This is a genomic window from Myceligenerans salitolerans (assembly GCF_017349295.1).
Lineage (GTDB): Bacteria > Actinomycetota > Actinomycetes > Actinomycetales > Cellulomonadaceae > Myceligenerans > Myceligenerans salitolerans.
On the sequence record NZ_JAFMPK010000036.1, the window covers coordinates 1 to 16540 of the forward strand.

General features: G+C 73.2%; 11 protein-coding genes. 6 read left to right on the top strand and 5 right to left on the bottom strand.

Annotated elements, in window-relative coordinates:
• The first annotated feature begins 54 nt into the window (after positions 1–54).
• Positions 55–1746, top strand: coding sequence for a GTPase (locus tag J0911_RS09065; protein WP_207275151.1), 1692 nt, complete (start codon positions 55–57; stop codon positions 1744–1746).
• Between the two features lie 14 nt (positions 1747–1760).
• Here J0911_RS09065 and J0911_RS09070 read toward each other — a convergent pair whose 3' ends face one another.
• Positions 1761–2270 carry a hypothetical protein gene (locus J0911_RS09070; RefSeq protein ID WP_207275152.1) on the bottom strand — a complete coding sequence of 170 codons (510 nt, stop codon included), beginning with the start codon at positions 2268–2270 and terminating at the stop codon, positions 1761–1763.
• A gap of 169 nt (positions 2271–2439) precedes the next feature.
• Between J0911_RS09070 and J0911_RS09075 the strand changes: the two genes are divergently transcribed.
• Positions 2440–2931 carry an acyl-CoA thioesterase gene (locus J0911_RS09075; RefSeq protein WP_207275153.1) on the top strand — a complete coding sequence of 164 codons (492 nt, stop codon included), beginning with the start codon at positions 2440–2442 and terminating at the stop codon, positions 2929–2931.
• Between the two features lie 9 nt (positions 2932–2940).
• Here the strand turns inward: J0911_RS09075 and malQ are convergent, their stop codons facing one another.
• The 3 genes from malQ to J0911_RS09090 form a co-directional block, all read right to left on the bottom strand.
• Positions 2941–5232, bottom strand: a complete 2292-nt coding sequence (gene malQ, locus J0911_RS09080) for a 4-alpha-glucanotransferase (RefSeq protein ID WP_307865000.1) — start codon at positions 5230–5232, stop codon at positions 2941–2943.
• A 73-nt stretch (positions 5233–5305) separates the two neighbouring features.
• A complete protein-coding gene (locus J0911_RS09085; RefSeq protein WP_307865001.1) occupies positions 5306–6364 on the bottom strand; it encodes a mechanosensitive ion channel family protein in 1059 nt (352 codons plus the stop codon).
• A 153-nt stretch (positions 6365–6517) separates the two neighbouring features.
• Positions 6518–6754: a PTS sugar transporter subunit IIB gene (locus J0911_RS09090; protein WP_207275154.1), complete on the bottom strand. Its 237-nt coding sequence runs from the start codon at positions 6752–6754 to the stop codon at positions 6518–6520.
• Between the two features lie 186 nt (positions 6755–6940).
• Here J0911_RS09090 and J0911_RS09095 point away from each other — a divergent pair, with 186 nt between their 5' ends.
• From J0911_RS09095 to J0911_RS09105, 3 genes are all read left to right on the top strand, one after another.
• On the top strand, positions 6941–7318 hold the full coding sequence (locus tag J0911_RS09095) for a globin (RefSeq protein WP_207275155.1): 378 nt from the start codon (positions 6941–6943) through the stop codon (positions 7316–7318).
• 95 nt (positions 7319–7413) lie between these two features.
• Positions 7414–8391 carry an acyl-CoA thioesterase gene (locus J0911_RS09100; protein ID WP_372434859.1) on the top strand — a complete coding sequence of 326 codons (978 nt, stop codon included), beginning with the start codon at positions 7414–7416 and terminating at the stop codon, positions 8389–8391.
• A gap of 105 nt (positions 8392–8496) precedes the next feature.
• Positions 8497–11802, top strand: coding sequence for a S41 family peptidase (locus J0911_RS09105; RefSeq protein WP_207275156.1), 3306 nt, complete (start codon positions 8497–8499; stop codon positions 11800–11802).
• 215 nt (positions 11803–12017) lie between these two features.
• Here the strand turns inward: J0911_RS09105 and ilvD are convergent, their stop codons facing one another.
• A complete protein-coding gene (ilvD, locus tag J0911_RS09110; protein WP_207275157.1) occupies positions 12018–13724 on the bottom strand; it encodes a dihydroxy-acid dehydratase in 1707 nt (568 codons plus the stop codon).
• Positions 13725–13932: 208 nt separating this feature from the next.
• Here ilvD and pepN point away from each other — a divergent pair, with 208 nt between their 5' ends.
• Positions 13933–16500, top strand: coding sequence for an aminopeptidase N (gene pepN, locus J0911_RS09115; protein ID WP_207275158.1), 2568 nt, complete (start codon positions 13933–13935; stop codon positions 16498–16500).
• The last annotated feature ends 40 nt before the right edge of the window (positions 16501–16540 follow it).

Here is a 16540-nt window from a genome sequence, read left to right on the forward strand (position 1 = left end):
CGGCCGCCGGCGTGGCTTCTGGCACCGCCTGTTCGGCCGTGAGGAGGGCGGCCGATGAGCAGGCTCGACCTGGCCGCGCGCACCGCCGCGCTGGAGAACGCCGCCCACGAGGGCGACGGGCGTCTCGCCCCGGAGCTCCTCGCCTCCGCCCGCGCCGTCGCCGACCGGGCGCGCGAGCGCGGCGGGCTCTCGGCGGACCACACGGTGGTCGCCCTCGCGGGTGCGACCGGCTCGGGCAAGTCCTCGGTGTTCAACGCCGTGGCCGGTGCGGACATCGCCGTGCCCGGGGTGCGGCGGCCGACGACGTCGCACGCCCTCGCCGCGTACTGGGGGCAGGGCGCCGGGCCGCTCCTGGACTGGCTCGACGTACCACGACGCCACGAGATGTCCGGACCGGTGCCGTCGGGCGACGCGACCGGGCTGGTCCTGCTGGACCTGCCCGACCACGACTCGGTCGTGGTGGACCACCGGCTGCGCGCGGAAGCGCTCGTGGCGCGGGCCGACCTGCTCGTCTGGGTGGTCGATCCGCAGAAGTACGCCGACGCGGCCCTGCACGAAGGGTTCCTGAAGCCGCTGGCCGGCCGAGCCGACGTCGTCGTGGTGGTGCTCAACCAGATCGACCGGCTGAAGGCCGGCGAGGCCAGGGCGATGCTCACGGACCTCGAGCGGCTCGTCGCCGCGGACGGGCTGGAGGGTGCTCGGGTGCTGGGCCTCTCGGCGACGACGGGGCAGGGAATGGACGACCTGCGTGCGCTGCTCACGAAGGCGGCGAGAAGGCGGGAGGCCGCCACCGCGCGGCTGGTGGCCGACGAGCGCGCCGCGGCGTCAGCCCTCGTCGAGGCCTGCGGGTCCCAGCCGCCCGCACGGGCCGGCGAACGGGCGCGCGCAGCGTTGCTGCAGTCGCTGGAGGACGCGGCGGGCGTGCCGACCGTCGTCGAGGCGGTGCGCGCGGCGGCACGCCGGGACGCCCGTGCGGCGACGGGGTGGCCGCTGACCCGCTGGATCGGCCGGCTCCGGCGTGACCCCCTGCGCCGGCTGGGTCTCCGCGACACGGAACGGCGCGCCCCGCGGGGACGCGAGGACCTGGTGCGTACCTCGCTTCCCGCGCCGGCTCCCGCGGTGCGCTCGGCGGCGGCCTCGGGCGTGCGGCAGTACGTCCAGAAGGTGACGGACGGCGTCTCCGACGCCTGGGCACTGGCCGCCCGCGCCCGCGCACAGCGAGGTATCGACGACCTGCCCGACGCCCTCGACCGGGCGGTGGCGAGCACCCGGCTCGAAGCCGGCCGCCGGCCCCTGTGGTGGCGGGCCGTGAACGTCCTGCAGTGGACGCTGATCGCCGCCGTCGGAGCCGGGCTCGCCTGGCTGGCGGTGCTGTTCCTGTTCTCCTACCTCCGGCTGCCCGCCCCGCCCACGCCGGTCTGGACCGTGCCCGCGCCCTCCGGCCAGGGCACGGACGTGGTCTTCCCCGGGGCGCCGCCCGGACCTTCCGACGGCCTCGGCGTGGACCCCTTCCAGATTCCGTGGCCGACGCTGCTGGTTCTGGGCGGACTGCTGCTCGGCGTCCTCGTGGCGCTGGTCTCACGGGTGCTGGCGGCCGTCGGCGCCCGGCGCCGGGCGGCCGCTGCCCGGCGCCGGCTGCGGGCATCGGTGGCGGAGGTCGCCGACCGCCTGGTGCGGCTCCCGGTGGGCGAGGAGCTCGCCGCGCTCGGCCGCTGCCGGGCGGCGGCGACGATCGCCGCGAGCTGACCGGCCGCCGCGGCTCAGCCCTTGCCGTTCCCCTCGCCGGCGGGCAGGCCCAACGCCTCGCGGATGGCGTCCTCGGCTCCGCCGTCGTCGAGTTCCATCGCCTGGTCGACGTGCTTCATGAGTTCCTTCCGCGACTCCGCGGCTGCCGCCCCCTCCCAGTGCCCCGCGGCCTGCTGGACCGAGCCGGCCAGGGCGTGGGCGTCGGCGGCGACCTCCTCGGGCCACGCCGCCTGGTGGAGGCCCTCGGCCTTCGCCCGCAACGCCGCCGCGACGGCGGACGCGAGACCGGTCTGCTGCTCGAGCGGGGCCTCGGAGTCGACCGCCTCCTGGAACTGAGCCACGACGCCGTCGTACGGGCCGACGACCTGGAGGAACTGTTCGCCCGCGGCCTCCGTGCCGAGCGGCTCCGGGGGCGCGTCGACCGTCCCGGGCTCCCCGGCCCCGTCGGGGCCCGTCGACGGTATCGAGCAGCCGGTCAGGGAGAGGGCGGCGGCCAGAACGACGGCAGCGGCGGTGCGGCGCATGGTTCCTCCAGGAGTGTCACGGTCGAGCGGTCACGAACTGTAACCGCGCCGGTGGCGTCCGGGGGAGCGCCGGCGCGACGACGAAACGATTAGGGCGCCGAGGCGCGGGTGGCGGAGGTCACCGGCGGGTGGCGGGTCCCGCCGCACGGGATGGCCGAGGATAGGTGCCATGCGTCTGCACATCCCCGTCTCCCTGCGCTGGTCCGACCTCGACGCGTATCAGCATGTCAACAACGTCGAGATGCTCGATCTGCTGCAGGAGGCCCGTATCGAGGCGTTCTGGCGGCACGAGGACGTCGTCGACCCGCTGCCGACCGCCGTCGTCGACTCGGGGCCGGCGGCCTCGACACACACCTTCGTGGCGCACCAGGAGATCGAGTACCTGCGGCCGTTGCAGTACACGCGCCGCCCGATCCTGGTGGAGATGTGGTTCGGCAAGCTGGGCGGTGCGTCGATCGAGGTGTGCTACGCGGTGCACGACGGCCACCAGGGCGCGGTGGCCGCGTCGGGCGAGCCGCTGGACTCGGCGCCCTACGTACGGGCCTCCACCACGCTCGTGCTGGTGGACGCCGCGACGGGCGCGCCCCGCCGCATCACGGACGTCGAGCGGGCGGTCTGGGAGCCCTATCTCGGCGAGCCGGTGAAGTTCCGCCGCCGCTGACGGCGGGCGTCACGCCTCCTCGTTGAGGACCGTCACGAGGGAGCGCAGGCGCGCGGACTCGAACAGGTCCTCCAGCATCACGAGGGTGCCCGAGCCGTCGGCGAGCGGTATCCGCCAGTTCGGGTAGCCGTCGCCGGCGCCGAGCTGCGCCTGCGTACGCCGCTCGCCGACCGCGTCCGCGAGGTTCACGGCCACGAACGCCGCGGGCGTGTCCCGCAGGTAGCGGTACAGGCCCTCGACGAGTTCCCGTTCCGACGGGTCGAAGGTCGTCATGCCCGCCCGCGACAGCGAGGTCATCAGCGCCTCGCGGCGGCTCCGCGCCCGCGAGCGCAGGACCTGCGCGTCCTCGGTGAGGATGCCCAGGCGCTCGGCCAGGTCGATGTGCTCGCCGGCGAGGCAGCTCGCGGTCGGGGGCAGGTCGGGCGGTGTCGGGGTGACGAACCCGCCGGGCCGGAACTCCTGCGGTGGGACGAGTTCGCCGCTTCCGGCCTGGTCGGCGAGGAGGACGGAGGCGGTGAGGATCCCGCGGTCGGCGAGGTAGTCGCGCTGGGTGTCGTCGAGGAGGGCGTCGTCGGCGATCAGCGGGACGCCGGCGCGCTGCGCCTCCAGGCACAGGATGCCGATGAGCGCCTCGTGGTCGTACGTCACGTACGCGCCGGCGGTCGCGCGGGTGGCGCCGGGGATCCACCAGGACCGGAACAGGTCCCCGATGTGCCCGACGCGCAGCGCGCCGCAGTGCCGCAACGTGGTGCGGAGCATGTCGCGGAAGGGTGCGTAGCCCGCCTTCGCGAGCTCGCGCGGGTGCCAGGGCGGCAGGCCGCGGTTGCGTCCCTCGGGCCCGACGGCGGACGACGGCGGAACGCCGACCGAGACCCCGCGCGCGAGCGCCACGGGCTGCACCCACACGTCGGCGCCCTCGGGGTGCACGCCCGAGGCCAGTTCCCGCACGACTCCCACGCGCATGCCGGCCTCGAGGCCGACGCGGTGCGCGCGCCGCAGCTGCTCGTCCGCGACCCACTGGAGCCAGCAGTAGAACTCGACCCGGTCCTTGAGCGAGCCGCGCAGCGTCGCGACGGCGGACGAGGTCGGGTCCAGCAGGTCCGGCGGCCATTCCTGGTCACCGAGGTGCTCGGCGATGGCGCACCACGTGGCGAAGTCGACCAGGCCGCGTCCCTGTCCGAGCACGAACTCGTCGAACGCGGTCTGCCGTGCGGCCGATCGCGCGGCGGTGAACACCACCTCGAGCGCGGACTTCTTGGCGTCCCAGACCGCCTCGCGGTCGATCGGTGCGTCGTCACCGGACAGGTCGCGCACGGGTTCGCCCGCCCATTCCACCAGGGAGCGGTCCGCCGACGAGAGATAGGCGGTCTCGCGGATGTCCTCGACCCGGATGTACAGCGGCGACAGGAACCGGCGCGACGTGGGCAGGTACGGGCTGTCGGTGACGGGGGCCGTGGGCTCGGTGGCCTGCAGCGGCCCCGGTGCCACGAAGTCCGCGCCCGCGTTGTTCGCGGTGAGCCAGGCAAGGTCGGCCAGGTCGGCCAGGTCGCCGATGCCCCACGAGTCGCGCGAGCGCACCGAGTAGAGCTGCGTCAGGAAGCCCCACAGCTGGCCGGCGGATGCCTGCGGGTTCTCCAGCCGGTCGGGTGTGACGACGAGGGTCGTCGTCGCCGTGGCGCCGTCCGACTCGGCGTGCAGGCTGTGCCAGCCCAGCGGGAGGTCGCCGGGAACGGCGAAGGTCGCCCTGCCCACCTTGCGGGAGTCCACGATGCGCGGCTCGACGAGGACGTCGGCCTGGTCGAGGTGGCGGGTGACCGGTAGGGACGTCGTACCGTCGCCCGCCGGCGACGACACGCCCCGACGGCCCGTGCTCGGGACCGGAGCGACCCGCCACGGCATGGCGCCGGGCGGTACCGGGGCGGCCGCGGGTTCGAGCTCGATCCAGCACGAGACGCTCGACCCGTCGGTCACGTGCACCGGGACCCGTGTCTCCGTGCCCTGCCGGACGACGACGGCGGGCGGCAGCATCTCGCGCCACTCGTCGTCCCGCACACGCGCCGTCGACTCGGCGATCGCCGACGGCGACGCGGCCGGCACGCCGAGTGCGCCGAGCACCGCCGCCAGGGTCGACGGACTCACCCTGCGCGTGGTCCCGGCGGCGTCGGTGAACACGGTCTGCACCCCGCAGAGCTCCGCCAGCTCGGCGAGATCCTCCGGCAGCTCGGGCAGTGCCGACCTGCCGGCCGGCTCGGTGGCGCCGTCGACACCGGTCGCGGCGTGTGTCGTCTCGTCGTGGCTCACAGGAAAGATCCTGCCACCGAACGGGGTCGCTCGGGGGCAATCCGCGGCGTGTGGCCCGATTCGGGCCGCGACGTCAGCCCTCGGACGGCGGTGCGGCGTCGGCGGCCTCCGCCACCCGGTTGCCGGGCAGGTTGTGCACCACGATCCCCTCGCGCAGCAGTTCCTCCTGGGCCGCCACCCGCAGGGCGCGGGCGATCAGCCACTGCTCGCCGGGCCGGACCTGGGCGTGGAGGGTGAACGTGAGGGTGAAGGCGTCCACGTTGTCGACACCGCGCACGGAAGGTGCCTCCAGGAGCGCCGACGACGTCTCCGGATCCTCCTGCACCCGGTCGACGGCGCGGCCGAGCGCGGCCCGTACGGCCCCGACGTCGCTGCCCACCGGCACCAGGACGGGCGCCACCGCGCGGCTCCACTCCTGCGTGCTGTTCCCGGCCCGCAGGATCTCGCCGTTGCGTACGTACCAGAGCGTGCCGTCGAAGTTGCGCACCTGGGTCAGACGCAGGCCCATCGCCTCGACGCTGCCGGTCGCGCCGCCGCCCAGGTCGACGAAGTCGCCGACACCGAACTGGTCCTCGATGAGCAGGAAGATCCCGCTCAGGAAGTCCTTGACGAGGCTCTGCGCCCCGAAACCGATGGCGACGCCGACGATGCCGGCACTGGCGATGAAACCGGCGACCGGGGCGCCGACGGTGTCGAGGACGGAGAGCACCACGAGCGTCCCGACCACGATGTTGGCGGTCGAGTTGAGGACCGACCCCACGGTGCGGGCCCGCTGGGCGCGGCGGTCGGCCGCCTGGCCGTTACCGGTGCCGAGCGCGGCGCTCAGGGCCTGCGGTGTGATCACGACCTTGGGACGCCGACGCTTCTTGTGCGCCCTGCCCACGGCGTCGGCGGCGGGAACGACCGTCTCGGCGGCCGCCGCCGTCCGGGCGGCGGCCGCCGCCGCCCGCTCCTGCTCCCGGGACACGCCCATCGCGATCCGCTCGGTGAGGTGGGTGATCACCCGTCGCACCACGAGGAGCACGAGTATGCCGATGGCGATGATCAGGAGGATGCGGAGCGGCTTGTCGGAGAACCACTCCCAGAATCCTTCGGCGCTGTCGAAGAGGGCCATGGCGAATTGGTCGTTCACGGGTGCCCACGCTAGTGGCTACGAAGGCGCGGGAGCGACGCCGGTACGGGCCGTCTCACGCACCGCCGCGTGACCTTCACAGCCCGTCCGGGAATGGGGCACGCCGCTGTATCGTGCGTCACGCCGGCACGCCACCGGCCGGCGGACGCCGGGTCAGGAGGCGCGCAGCCCGTCCAGTTCGGCGGCGAGGTGGTCGGCCTCGGGGCCGACGATCACCTGGACCACGCGCCCGGAGCGGACGACGCCGAACGCGCCGGAGGACTTCAGGCCGGGCTCGTCCACCAGCGCCGGATCGCTCACCTCGACACGCAAGCGCGTGATGCAGGGCTGGAGCTCGACGACGTTCGTGTTGCCGCCGAGTGCCACCAGGATGTCGTTCGCCTTGGACATGAATCACACTCCCAATACCCGTGCGTCGTTGCCGGTCTGCGACCACCTTATCGGCAGCCGCAAGAGATCGGTACGAGGCCTGGCGGTTTCGCGCCTCGCGATCTGCGGCGCGCACTGTCGTCAGGCTCACACCGGACGTCGCCGAGGGGTGACCTGCTCGTCGTCCGTGGATGCGAGGATGACGGGGTGAAGTCGTTCTACGAACAGGTCGGCGGGCACGAGACGTTCGCGAAGCTGGTCGACACCTTCTACGAGGGCGTCGCCGAGGACCCGGTGCTGCGACCCATGTACCCGGAGGAGGACCTGGGCCCGGCGGCCGAGCGCCTCACCCTGTTCCTCGAGCAGTACTGGGGCGGGCCCGGCACCTACTCCGCACAGCGTGGCCATCCCCGGCTGCGCATGCGGCACATGCCGTTCAAGGTCAACCCGGACGCTCGCGACCGCTGGCTGAAGCACATGCGCGCCGCCGTCGACGCGCTGGAGCTCGCGCCGGCCCATGAGGCCGAGCTGTGGGACTACCTCGAACGAGCCGCCTTCTCCATGATCAACACCTTCGAGGACTGACGCGGGCACCGTGCCCGCGCGGCACCCGTCCGACGGCGCCGCGCCAGGCCTCACAATGAAGGTCCAGCACCGACGGACGACAGGAGCTCGATCACGTGGACCGTACCGCCGACGACCCGACGACCATCCCCGGCGGCGACGGCGAGTCGCCGGCGGGCACGACGTCGCCCCCGACGTCCGATCCGCTGGGGCACCTCCTGGAGGTGTTGGACCTGCGTCCCGTGGACGGTCCTGGTCCGCGGGGCGAGGACGACGTGTTCGAGGGCGACAGCGTGGTGGGACCGGCCCCGCGCGCCTACGGCGGGCAGGTGCTGGCACAGGCGATCATCGCGGCCGCTCGGACCGTGCCGCAGGGGCGGCTGATCCACTCCCTGCACGGGTACTTCCTGCGCGAGGGCTCTTTGGAGGCGCCGATCGGGTTCGCCGTCGAGCGGCTGCGGGACGGGCGCTCGTTCAGCGCGCGGCGCTCGCACGCGATGCAGTTCGGCCGCCCGATCCTGTCGATGATCGCGTCGTTCCAGGAGGACCAGCCGGGGTTCGAGCTCACCACGCCGATGCCGGACGACGTCCCGGCGCCCGGCGAGCTGCCCTCCGCGATCGAGGAGCTCACCGGCGCCGACGACAGCGCCCGCGCCTTCTGGGCCGAGCGTTCGGCGTTCGACCTGCGGCACGTCGGCGGATCGCTGTACCTGCCGCGGGATCCGTCGGCGGGGGAGGCGCCCCGCACGCAGATGGTGTGGATGCGGGCGCGCCGTCCGATCGGGAGCGACGACCAGATGCTGCACCGCGCGATGCTCGCGTTCGCCTGCGACCAGATCATGCTCGAACCGGCGCTGCGGGCGGCGGGGCGGTCGTGGCAGGAGGTCGGTGGGGGCAAGGTGCCGCTGGCCAGCCTCGACCACGCCATGTGGTGGCACCGCGACGTGCGGGCCGACGAGTGGCTCCTGTACGTCCAGGGGGCCGCGTCCGCCCAGGGCGGTCGCGCGCTGGGCCACGCACGTGTGTACACGCAGGACGGGACGCTCGTGGCGTCGATGGGCCAGGAAGGCATGATGCGGCTCCCCGCCGTGTAGCGGCACGCCGTCGTCGGGTGCCGTCCCCGGAACCGCCCCCTTCGGGCAAGGTCAGGCCGTGCCGATTTCCGTGACCGTGTCCGAGGTCACAGGTACGTTGTGCGCATGTCTCGCCCCTACCTGCGGTACCCGCACCTGCACGAGGACCTCGTCACGTTCGTCGCCGACGACGACGTGTGGCTCGCACCCGTCGCCGGGGGTCGCGCCTGGCGCCTGACCAGCGACCGTGTCGCCTGCGCCACGCCACGGATCGCGCCCGGCGGCTCCCTGGTCGCCTACCTGTCGCACCGCGACGGTCATCCCGAGGTGTACGTCGTGGACCTGGACGGCGGCGCGCCGCGTCGCCTCACCTGGTTCGGTGGCATGCGGACGTTGCTGCTGGGCTGGGACGGCGACGGACGCGTCCTCGTGGCGACCAGCGGCGCCGAGCACCACCGGTGGCTCACCGTCGTGCACGCGGTCGGGCTCGACGGCGCGGTGGAGCGGCTGCGCTTCGGTCCGGCCTGGGGAGTGGCCACCCACGGCAGCGGGGTCACCGCCCTGGTGTCGGCCGGCTACCGGCCTGCCGTGCACTGGAAGAGGTACCGCGGCGGCACCGCGTCCCGCCTGTGGCTCGACCGCTCCGGGGACGGCGCCTGGGAGCAGGCGCTACCGGAGGAGGAAGCGGCCGTCCTGGACCCGATGTGGGTCGGGGACACGCTCCTGTTCACCTCCGACCGTGCCGCGACGTTCCCGGACCACGCCGACGAGCAGGCGAACCTCTGGGCGTGGGACGGCCTCGCCACGACGGCTCCCGGGCAGGACCCGGCGGGCGCGCCACGCCGGCTCACATTCCAGACGGCGGAGGAGGGCTACGTCCGGGACGCGACGACCGACGGTGCGCGGGTCGTCTGGCACAGTCGCGGTGACCTGTGGATCCTGGACTCCCTGGACGGCACGCCCCGCCGTCTCGACATCGCCCTGACGGGCGCCGCGCCACGGCCGTACGCGGCCCGCCCGGCGCGGATCGACGGGCTGGCGACGGACCAGGGCGGCGACGGGAGCCTCGTCGGCTGGCTGGGAACCGCCTTCTGGCTGACGCACCGGGCGGGGCCGGCACGCGCACTGGTCGCCGACCCGGCCGTGCGTGTCCGCGAGCCCGACCTGCTCGGGGACACGGGCCGCGCCGTCGTCGTCACGGACGCCGACGGCGAGGACGCGCTGGAGGTGCACGCGCTGGACGGCGCCGCGCCGCCCGTCCGGTTCGCGGGGGGTGCCCTCGGCAGGGTGCTGCACCTGGCGGCCGGCCCGGACGGGGACCGGGTGGCGACGGTCTCGCACGACGGGCGGGTCAGCCTGGTCGCGGCGCCCGTGCCGGGCCAGGCCGCGTCGCCGGCGATCACCGAGGTGGGCCGGTCGGACGCCGGCGAGGCCGAAGGCCTGGCCTTCTCGCCCGACGGGCGGTACCTGGCGTGGAGCACCCCGACCGGCAACGAGGGCGACCACCATCGCGTGATGGTCGCGGACCTGCGCGAGGAATCCCCGGTGGGGCGGCCGCTGACGTCCGGGAAGTTCCACGACCGGTGCCCCGCCTTCACCGGCGACGGCAAGTACCTGGCCCTGCTCTCCGACCGCACCTTCGATCCGGCGTACGACGCGCACGAGTTCGCGCTCTCGTTCGGCGCGGCGACCCGCCCCTGGCTCATCCCGCTGAGCGCCACCGAGCCGGCGCCCTTCGGCCCGAGTGTCGACGGGTGGCGCCTGAGCAAGCGCGACGAGAAGAAGGAATCGGAACGGCAGGGCGGGGGCGACGACGGCGAGTCGCCCGAGACCGCCCCGGCGAGCCCCGACCTCGACCTCGACGGGGCGGAGGAACGCATCGTGCCCTTCCCGGTCGCCTCCGGACGCTACCGCGACCTGCGGGCCGCGAAGGGTGGCGTCCTGTGGATCCGTGAGTCGGACGACGCCGGCGTGCTCGGCGCCCGGAACGCCGGCGTCGAGGGCGACGGAGAGACGAACTCCCTGCAGTTCTGGTCCTTCGACGAGCGCAGGACCACCGACGTCGCCGAGAAGGTCGACGCGTACGCCGTCTCGGGCGACGGGCAGCGCGTCGTGATCCGGTCGGGTGACGGGCTGACCACGCAGCCGGCCACGGCGAAGCCCACGGACGAGCCCGGCCCCGGCGGGTCCACCGAGATCGACCTGTCCCGGATGCGGTACGAGGTGGACCCCAGGGCGCAGTGGCGCCAGATGTTCGAGGAGAACGCGCGCATCATGCGCGACCACTACTGGCGCGCGGACATGAACGGCGTCGACTGGGAGGCGGTCGTGGCGCGTTGGCGCCCGGTGGTCGAGCGGATCGCCACGCACGACGACCTCACCGACCTGCTGTGGGAGACCGTCGGCGAGCTGAACACGTCGCACGCCTACATCAGCCCGCCCTGGCAGCCGGGTGACACCTCGCGTCGCCTGGGATTCCTGGGGGCCGACCTCTCGCCGGCCGAGGAGGGCTGGCGGATCGACAGGATCCTGCCCGGGGAGTCGTCGGACCCCGACGCGCGCTCACCGCTGCGTGCGGCGGGCGTGGACGCACGGGCCGGCGACGTGGTCGTCGCGGTCGACGGACGGCCCGTCGACCCGGCCGTGGGCCCGGCGGCGAACCTGGCCGGGGCCGCGGAGCGGCCCGTGGAGCTCGCCCTCCGGCGGGCCGGGGCCGACACCGACCGCCGCGTCGTCGTCGTGCCGCTGGCCGACGAGTCCGTGCTGCGCTACCAGGACTGGGTCGCCTCCCGCCGCGACTACGTGGCGGAGAAGTCCGGCGGCAGGCTCGGCTACGTGCACGTCCCGGACATGACGAGCAACGGCTGGGCCCAGATGTTCCGGGACCTGCGCCAGGCGGTGCGGTGCGAGGGCCTGGTGGTCGACGTGCGGTTCAACGGTGGCGGCCACACGTCGCAGCTCGTGATCTCCCGCCTCGCCCGGCGGATCATCGGCTGGGACGTGGCACGGCACCACGAGCGGCCCATGCCGTACCCGGACAACGCCCCGCGCGGCTCGGTGGTGCTCGTGACGAACGAGCACGCGGGCTCGGACGGCGACATCGTCAACGCCGCCGCCCAGGCTCTCGGCGTCGGCCCGGTGGTGGGCGTGCGGACCTGGGGTGGTGTCGTCGGGATCGACGGGCGGTTCGACCTCGTCGACGGCACGAGCATCACGCAGCCTCGCTATGCCTTCTGGCTGGAGGGTCCCGGCTGGGACGTCGAGAACCACGGGGTCGACCCGGACATCGAGGTGTGGCACACGCCCGGGGACTACTTCGGCGACGCCGACAAGCAGCTCGACGCGGCGATCGCCGCGTCGTTCCGCCGGCTCGCCGAGACCCCGGCCGCCACACCGCCCGAGCTTCCGGAACCCCGCGTACGACAGGCGTAGTCCTGCCGCGGGCCGGTGTCGCGGCCGGCCGCACCGCCGGCCGCGGCCACGCCGTCGTGCGCGGCCACGCCGTCGTGCGGGCTACGCCACGTGGCGCGACCACGCCATCGTGGGCGACCACGTCATCGTGTGGGGGTGGTCGCGCGACCACCCCCACACGATGACGTGGTCGGCGCGGGTCCCGTCCGGGCGACGGCCGACACGCCGAAAGTCCGCTAGGCGAGCACCGCTCCCTTCGATGCCGACTGCACCAGCTTCGTGTACTTGGCGAGCACGCCGCGCGTGTACGCGTGGGGGAGCGGTGCCCAGCCCGGTGCGCGAGCGGCCAGCTCCGCCGGTTCGACGAGCAGGTCGAGCGTCTTGGCCGCCACGTCGAGGCGGATCCGGTCTCCGTCGCGTACGAACGCGATCGGCCCGGCGTCCACGGCCTCGGGCGCGATGTGCCCCACGCACAGCCCGGTGGTCCCGCCGGAGAACCGGCCGTCCGTGACGAGCAGGACGTCCTTGCCGAGGCCCGCACCCTTGATCGCGCCGGTGATGGCGAGCATCTCGCGCATGCCCGGGCCGCCCTTGGGGCCCTCGTAACGGATCACGACGACGTCACCGGCCCGGATCGTCCCGTCCTCCAGGGCGTCCAGCGCGGCGCGCTCGCGTTCGAAGACGCGCGCCGTCCCTTCGAACACGTCGGAGTCGAAGCCGGCCGACTTCACGACCGCGCCCTCGGGTGCGAGCGACCCGTGCAGGATGGTGATGCCGCCGGTCCGGTGGATCGGGGCGTCCAGGGCGCGCAGGATCTTGCCGTCCGGGTCGGGGGGCGCGATCTCCGCGAGGTTCTCGGCCATGGTGCGCCCCGTCACGGTCAGGACGTCCCCGTGCAGCAGACCGGCGTCCAGCAGCGCCTTCATCACCACGGGTACGCCGCCGATGCGGTCGACGTCGTTCATCACGTACTGCCCGAACGGCTTGAGGTCGCCCAGGTGCGGCACGCGGTCCGCGATGCGGGAGAAGTCGTCCAGGGTGAGCTCCACGTCCGCCTCGTAGGCGATGGCCAGCAGGTGCAGCACCGCGTTCGTGGACCCGCCGAACGCCATGACCACGGCGATCGCGTTCTCGAACGCCTCCTTGGTGAGGATGTCGCGTGCGGTGATGCCCTCGCGCAGCAGATTCACCACCGCCTCGCCCGACCGGTGCGCCCACGTGTCGCGGCGGCGGTCGGCGGACGGCGGCGCGGCCGAGCCGGGCAGCGACATGCCGAGCGCTTCGGCGGCCGACGCCATCGTGTTCGCCGTGTACATGCCGCCGCACGCGCCCTCGCCGGGGCAGATCGCCCGCTCGATCCGGCCGACGTCCTCGGGGCTCATGAGCCCTCGCGCACACGCGCCGACGGCCTCGAACGCGTCGATGATCGTGACCTGTTTCTCCGTGCCGTCGGTGAGCCTGACCCAGCCCGGCATGATCGAACCGGCGTAGAGGAACACGCTCGACAGGTCCAGGCGCGCGGCCGCCATCAGCATGCCGGGCAGCGACTTGTCGCACCCGGCCAGCAGCACCGACCCGTCCAGGCGTTCGGCCTGCATCACCGTCTCGACCGAGTCGGCGATGACATCGCGCGAGACGAGCGAGAAGTGCATGCCCTCGTGGCCCATGGAGATGCCGTCGGAGACGGAGATGGTGCCGAACTCCAGCGGGTACCCGCCCGCCGAGTGCACCCCCTCCTTGGTCGCCCGCGCGAGCCGGTCGAGCGACAGGTTGCATGGGGTGATCTCGTTCCACGAACTGGCGACGCCGATCTGGGGCTTGGCGAAGTCGTCGTCGCCGAGTCCCACGGCGCGCAGCATCCCCCGCGACGCGGTGGCCTCCAGGCCATCGGTCACCTGGCGGGAGCGAGGTTTGATGTCGACCGGGTTCTCGGAGCTGCTCATGCCTGGATTCTGCCCGGGAGGGGCGGCGCGGGCCAGACCGGTCGTTCCTGGGGCTGCGAGTCCGTCGTCGGACACGAAGCTGAACGATTCGCTAACGATCGGTTCGCACGGAATTCAACGACGGCGTACGGTCCGACTGGTGGCATGATCGACCCGGAAATCGCTGAACACCCGGGCGCGGAGCGCCCCGACAAGATCTGGAGGGCCCGTGCCCGGAGAGAACCTCACGCGAGCCGAGGCCGTCGAGCGCGCCGATGTCGTCACCGTCGACTCGTACGCGATCGACCTCGACCTGACGACCGGACCGACGACGTTCGCGTCCACCACGACCGTGCGTTTCACCGCCACCCCCGGTGCGGCCACGTTCATCGACCTCGTGGCGCCGACGGTGCGGTCGGTCGTCCTGAACGGGCGCGAGCTGGACCCGGCGGCCGTGTTCGCCGACTCCCGGATCGCCCTCGACGGGCTCGCCGCGGAGAACGAGCTGACCGTGGTCGCCGACTGCGCCTACACCAACACGGGTGAGGGACTGCACCGCTTCGTGGATCCGGTGGACGGCGAGGTCTACCTGTACACGCAGTTCGAGGTCCCGGACGCGCGCCGTGTGTTCGCGGTGTTCGAGCAGCCCGACCTCAAGGCGACCTACCAGTTCACCGTGACGGCGCCGGAGTACTGGGAGGTCGTGTCGAACGAGCCGACGCCGGAGCCCGTGGCGGCGACGCACGCCACGGACGCGTCGGTGAAGGCGGCGACGTGGACGTTCGCCCCCACGCCGCGCATCTCCTCCTACATCACGGCGCTCGTCGCCGGCCCGTACGCCGTGGAGCGCAGCACGCTCACCTCGTCGACCGGGCGGGAGATCGCGCTCGGCGCGTTCTGTCGCAAGTCGCTGAGCGAGCACTTCGACGCGGACTACATCTTCGAGACCACCCGGAAGGGCTTCGAGTTCTACGAGAACCTCTTCGGCGTGCCGTACCCGTTCACGAAGTACGACCAGCTCTTCGTGCCCGAGTACAACATGGGCGCGATGGAGAACGCCGGCTGCGTGACCTTCACCGAGTCGTACGTGTTCCGGTCGAAGGTGACCGACGCCGTCCGGGAGCGTCGCGTGGTGACGATCTTGCACGAGCTGGCGCACATGTGGTTCGGCGACCTGGTCACCATGAAGTGGTGGAACGACCTGTGGCTGAACGAGTCGTTCGCGGAGTACATCTCGACGCTGGCGACGGCCGAGGCGACCGAGTACGACGCCGCCTGGACGACGTTCGCGGCGATGGAGAAGGCGTGGGCGTACCGGCAGGACCAGCTGCCCTCGACGCACCCGATCGTGGCGGAGATCCGCGACCTGGAGGACGTCCAGGTCAACTTCGACGGGATCACCTACGCCAAGGGCGCCTCGGTGCTGAAGCAGCTCGTGGCCTGGGTGGGCCGCGAGGCGTTCGTCGCGGGCGTGTCCGCCTACTTCGGCAAGCACGCGTGGGGCAACACGGAGCTGCCGGACCTGCTGACGGAGCTGGAGGCGACGTCGGGCCGCGACCTCACCGAGTGGTCCGCGAAGTGGCTGGAGACGGCGGGCGTGAACACGCTGCGCCCGCACATCGAAACCGACTCGCACGGGCGGATCACGTCGTTCACGGTGGAGCAGACCGCCCCGGTCGAGTGGCCGACGCTGCGGCCCCACCGGCTCGGGATCGGTTTCTACTCGCTGAACGACGCCGGGAAGCTGGAGCGGACGCACCGTGCGGAGGTCGACGTCGACGGCGAGCGCACCGATGTGGTGGAGCTGGTCGAGCTGGACCGTCCGGCGCTGGTGCTGCTGAACGACGACGACCTGGCGTACGCGAAGATCCGGCTCGACGACGAGTCGCTCGCCGTCGCCGTGCGGTACCTGTCGCAGATCACCGATCCCCTGGCGCGGTCCCTGGTGTGGGGGTCGGCGTGGGACGCGGTGCGTGACGGCGAGACTCCGGCGTCGGCGTACGTCGACCTGGTGCTCGGCAACATCGCGGCCGAGACAGAGTCGACCACCGTGCGGACCACGCTCAACCAGCTCGTGCTCGCGATCCGGCAGTACGTGGCCCCGGGCGCGCGCCCGGCGACGCTGGTGCGTGCCGGGGACCGGCTCGCGGAGCTGGCCCGTGGCGCCGAGGCGGGTTCCGACCTGCAGTTCCAGCTGGTGAAGTTCTTCGCGCACCTGGCCTCGACGGACGAGCACGTGGCGCTGCTCAAGGGCCTGCTGGACGGTTCGCAGCCCCTGGCCGGGCTGGAGATCGACACCGACCTGCGGTGGGAGCTGCTCGAAGGGCTCGTGCTGAACGGGGCGGCGGGCGAGGCCGAGATCGAGGCGACACTGGCCGACGACGACACCGCCACCGGGCGCCAGTCCGCAGCCCGGGCGCGCGCGACGGTGCCCAGCACCGAGTCGAAGCTGGCGGCGCTGGAGTCCGTGGTGGCCGACTCGGAGGCGCCGAACGCGATCATCCGGAACACGGGTCTCGGCTTCGTCCACGTCAACGACGCGTCGGTGCTGGCCCCCGTCGTGGGCCCCTACCTCAACGCGGTGCTCCGCGTGTGGGAGGAGCGTTCGTACCACATCGCCGAGGAGATCATCGAGGGCTTCTACCCGGCTCCCCTCGCCTCCGTGGAACTGCGGGACGCCGTCGCCGGCTGGCTGGCCGACCACGAGGAGGCCGCCCCGGCGCTGCGCCGGCTCGTGATCGAGGGCCTGGCCGGTACCGAGCGCGCGCTGCGCGCCCAGAACGCCGACGCCGCGTAACGGGCACGCGGGCCGGCGGCCGGGCTCGTCCCGCGCCGTC

Bases quoted from the DNA above. Each gene is read 5' to 3' on its own strand.
- J0911_RS09105 (WP_207275156.1), top strand. From the start codon at position 8,497: ATGTCTCGCCCCTACCTGCGGTACCCGCACCTGCACGAGGACCTCGTC.
- J0911_RS09065 (WP_207275151.1), top strand. From the start codon at position 55: ATGAGCAGGCTCGACCTGGCCGCGCGCACCGCCGCGCTGGAGAACGCC.
- ilvD (WP_207275157.1), bottom strand. From the start codon at position 13,724: ATGAGCAGCTCCGAGAACCCGGTCGACATCAAACCTCGCTCCCGCCAG.
- J0911_RS09090 (WP_207275154.1), bottom strand. From the start codon at position 6,754: ATGTCCAAGGCGAACGACATCCTGGTGGCACTCGGCGGCAACACGAAC.
- J0911_RS09070 (WP_207275152.1), bottom strand. From the start codon at position 2,270: ATGCGCCGCACCGCCGCTGCCGTCGTTCTGGCCGCCGCCCTCTCCCTG.
- J0911_RS09075 (WP_207275153.1), top strand. From the start codon at position 2,440: ATGCGTCTGCACATCCCCGTCTCCCTGCGCTGGTCCGACCTCGACGCG.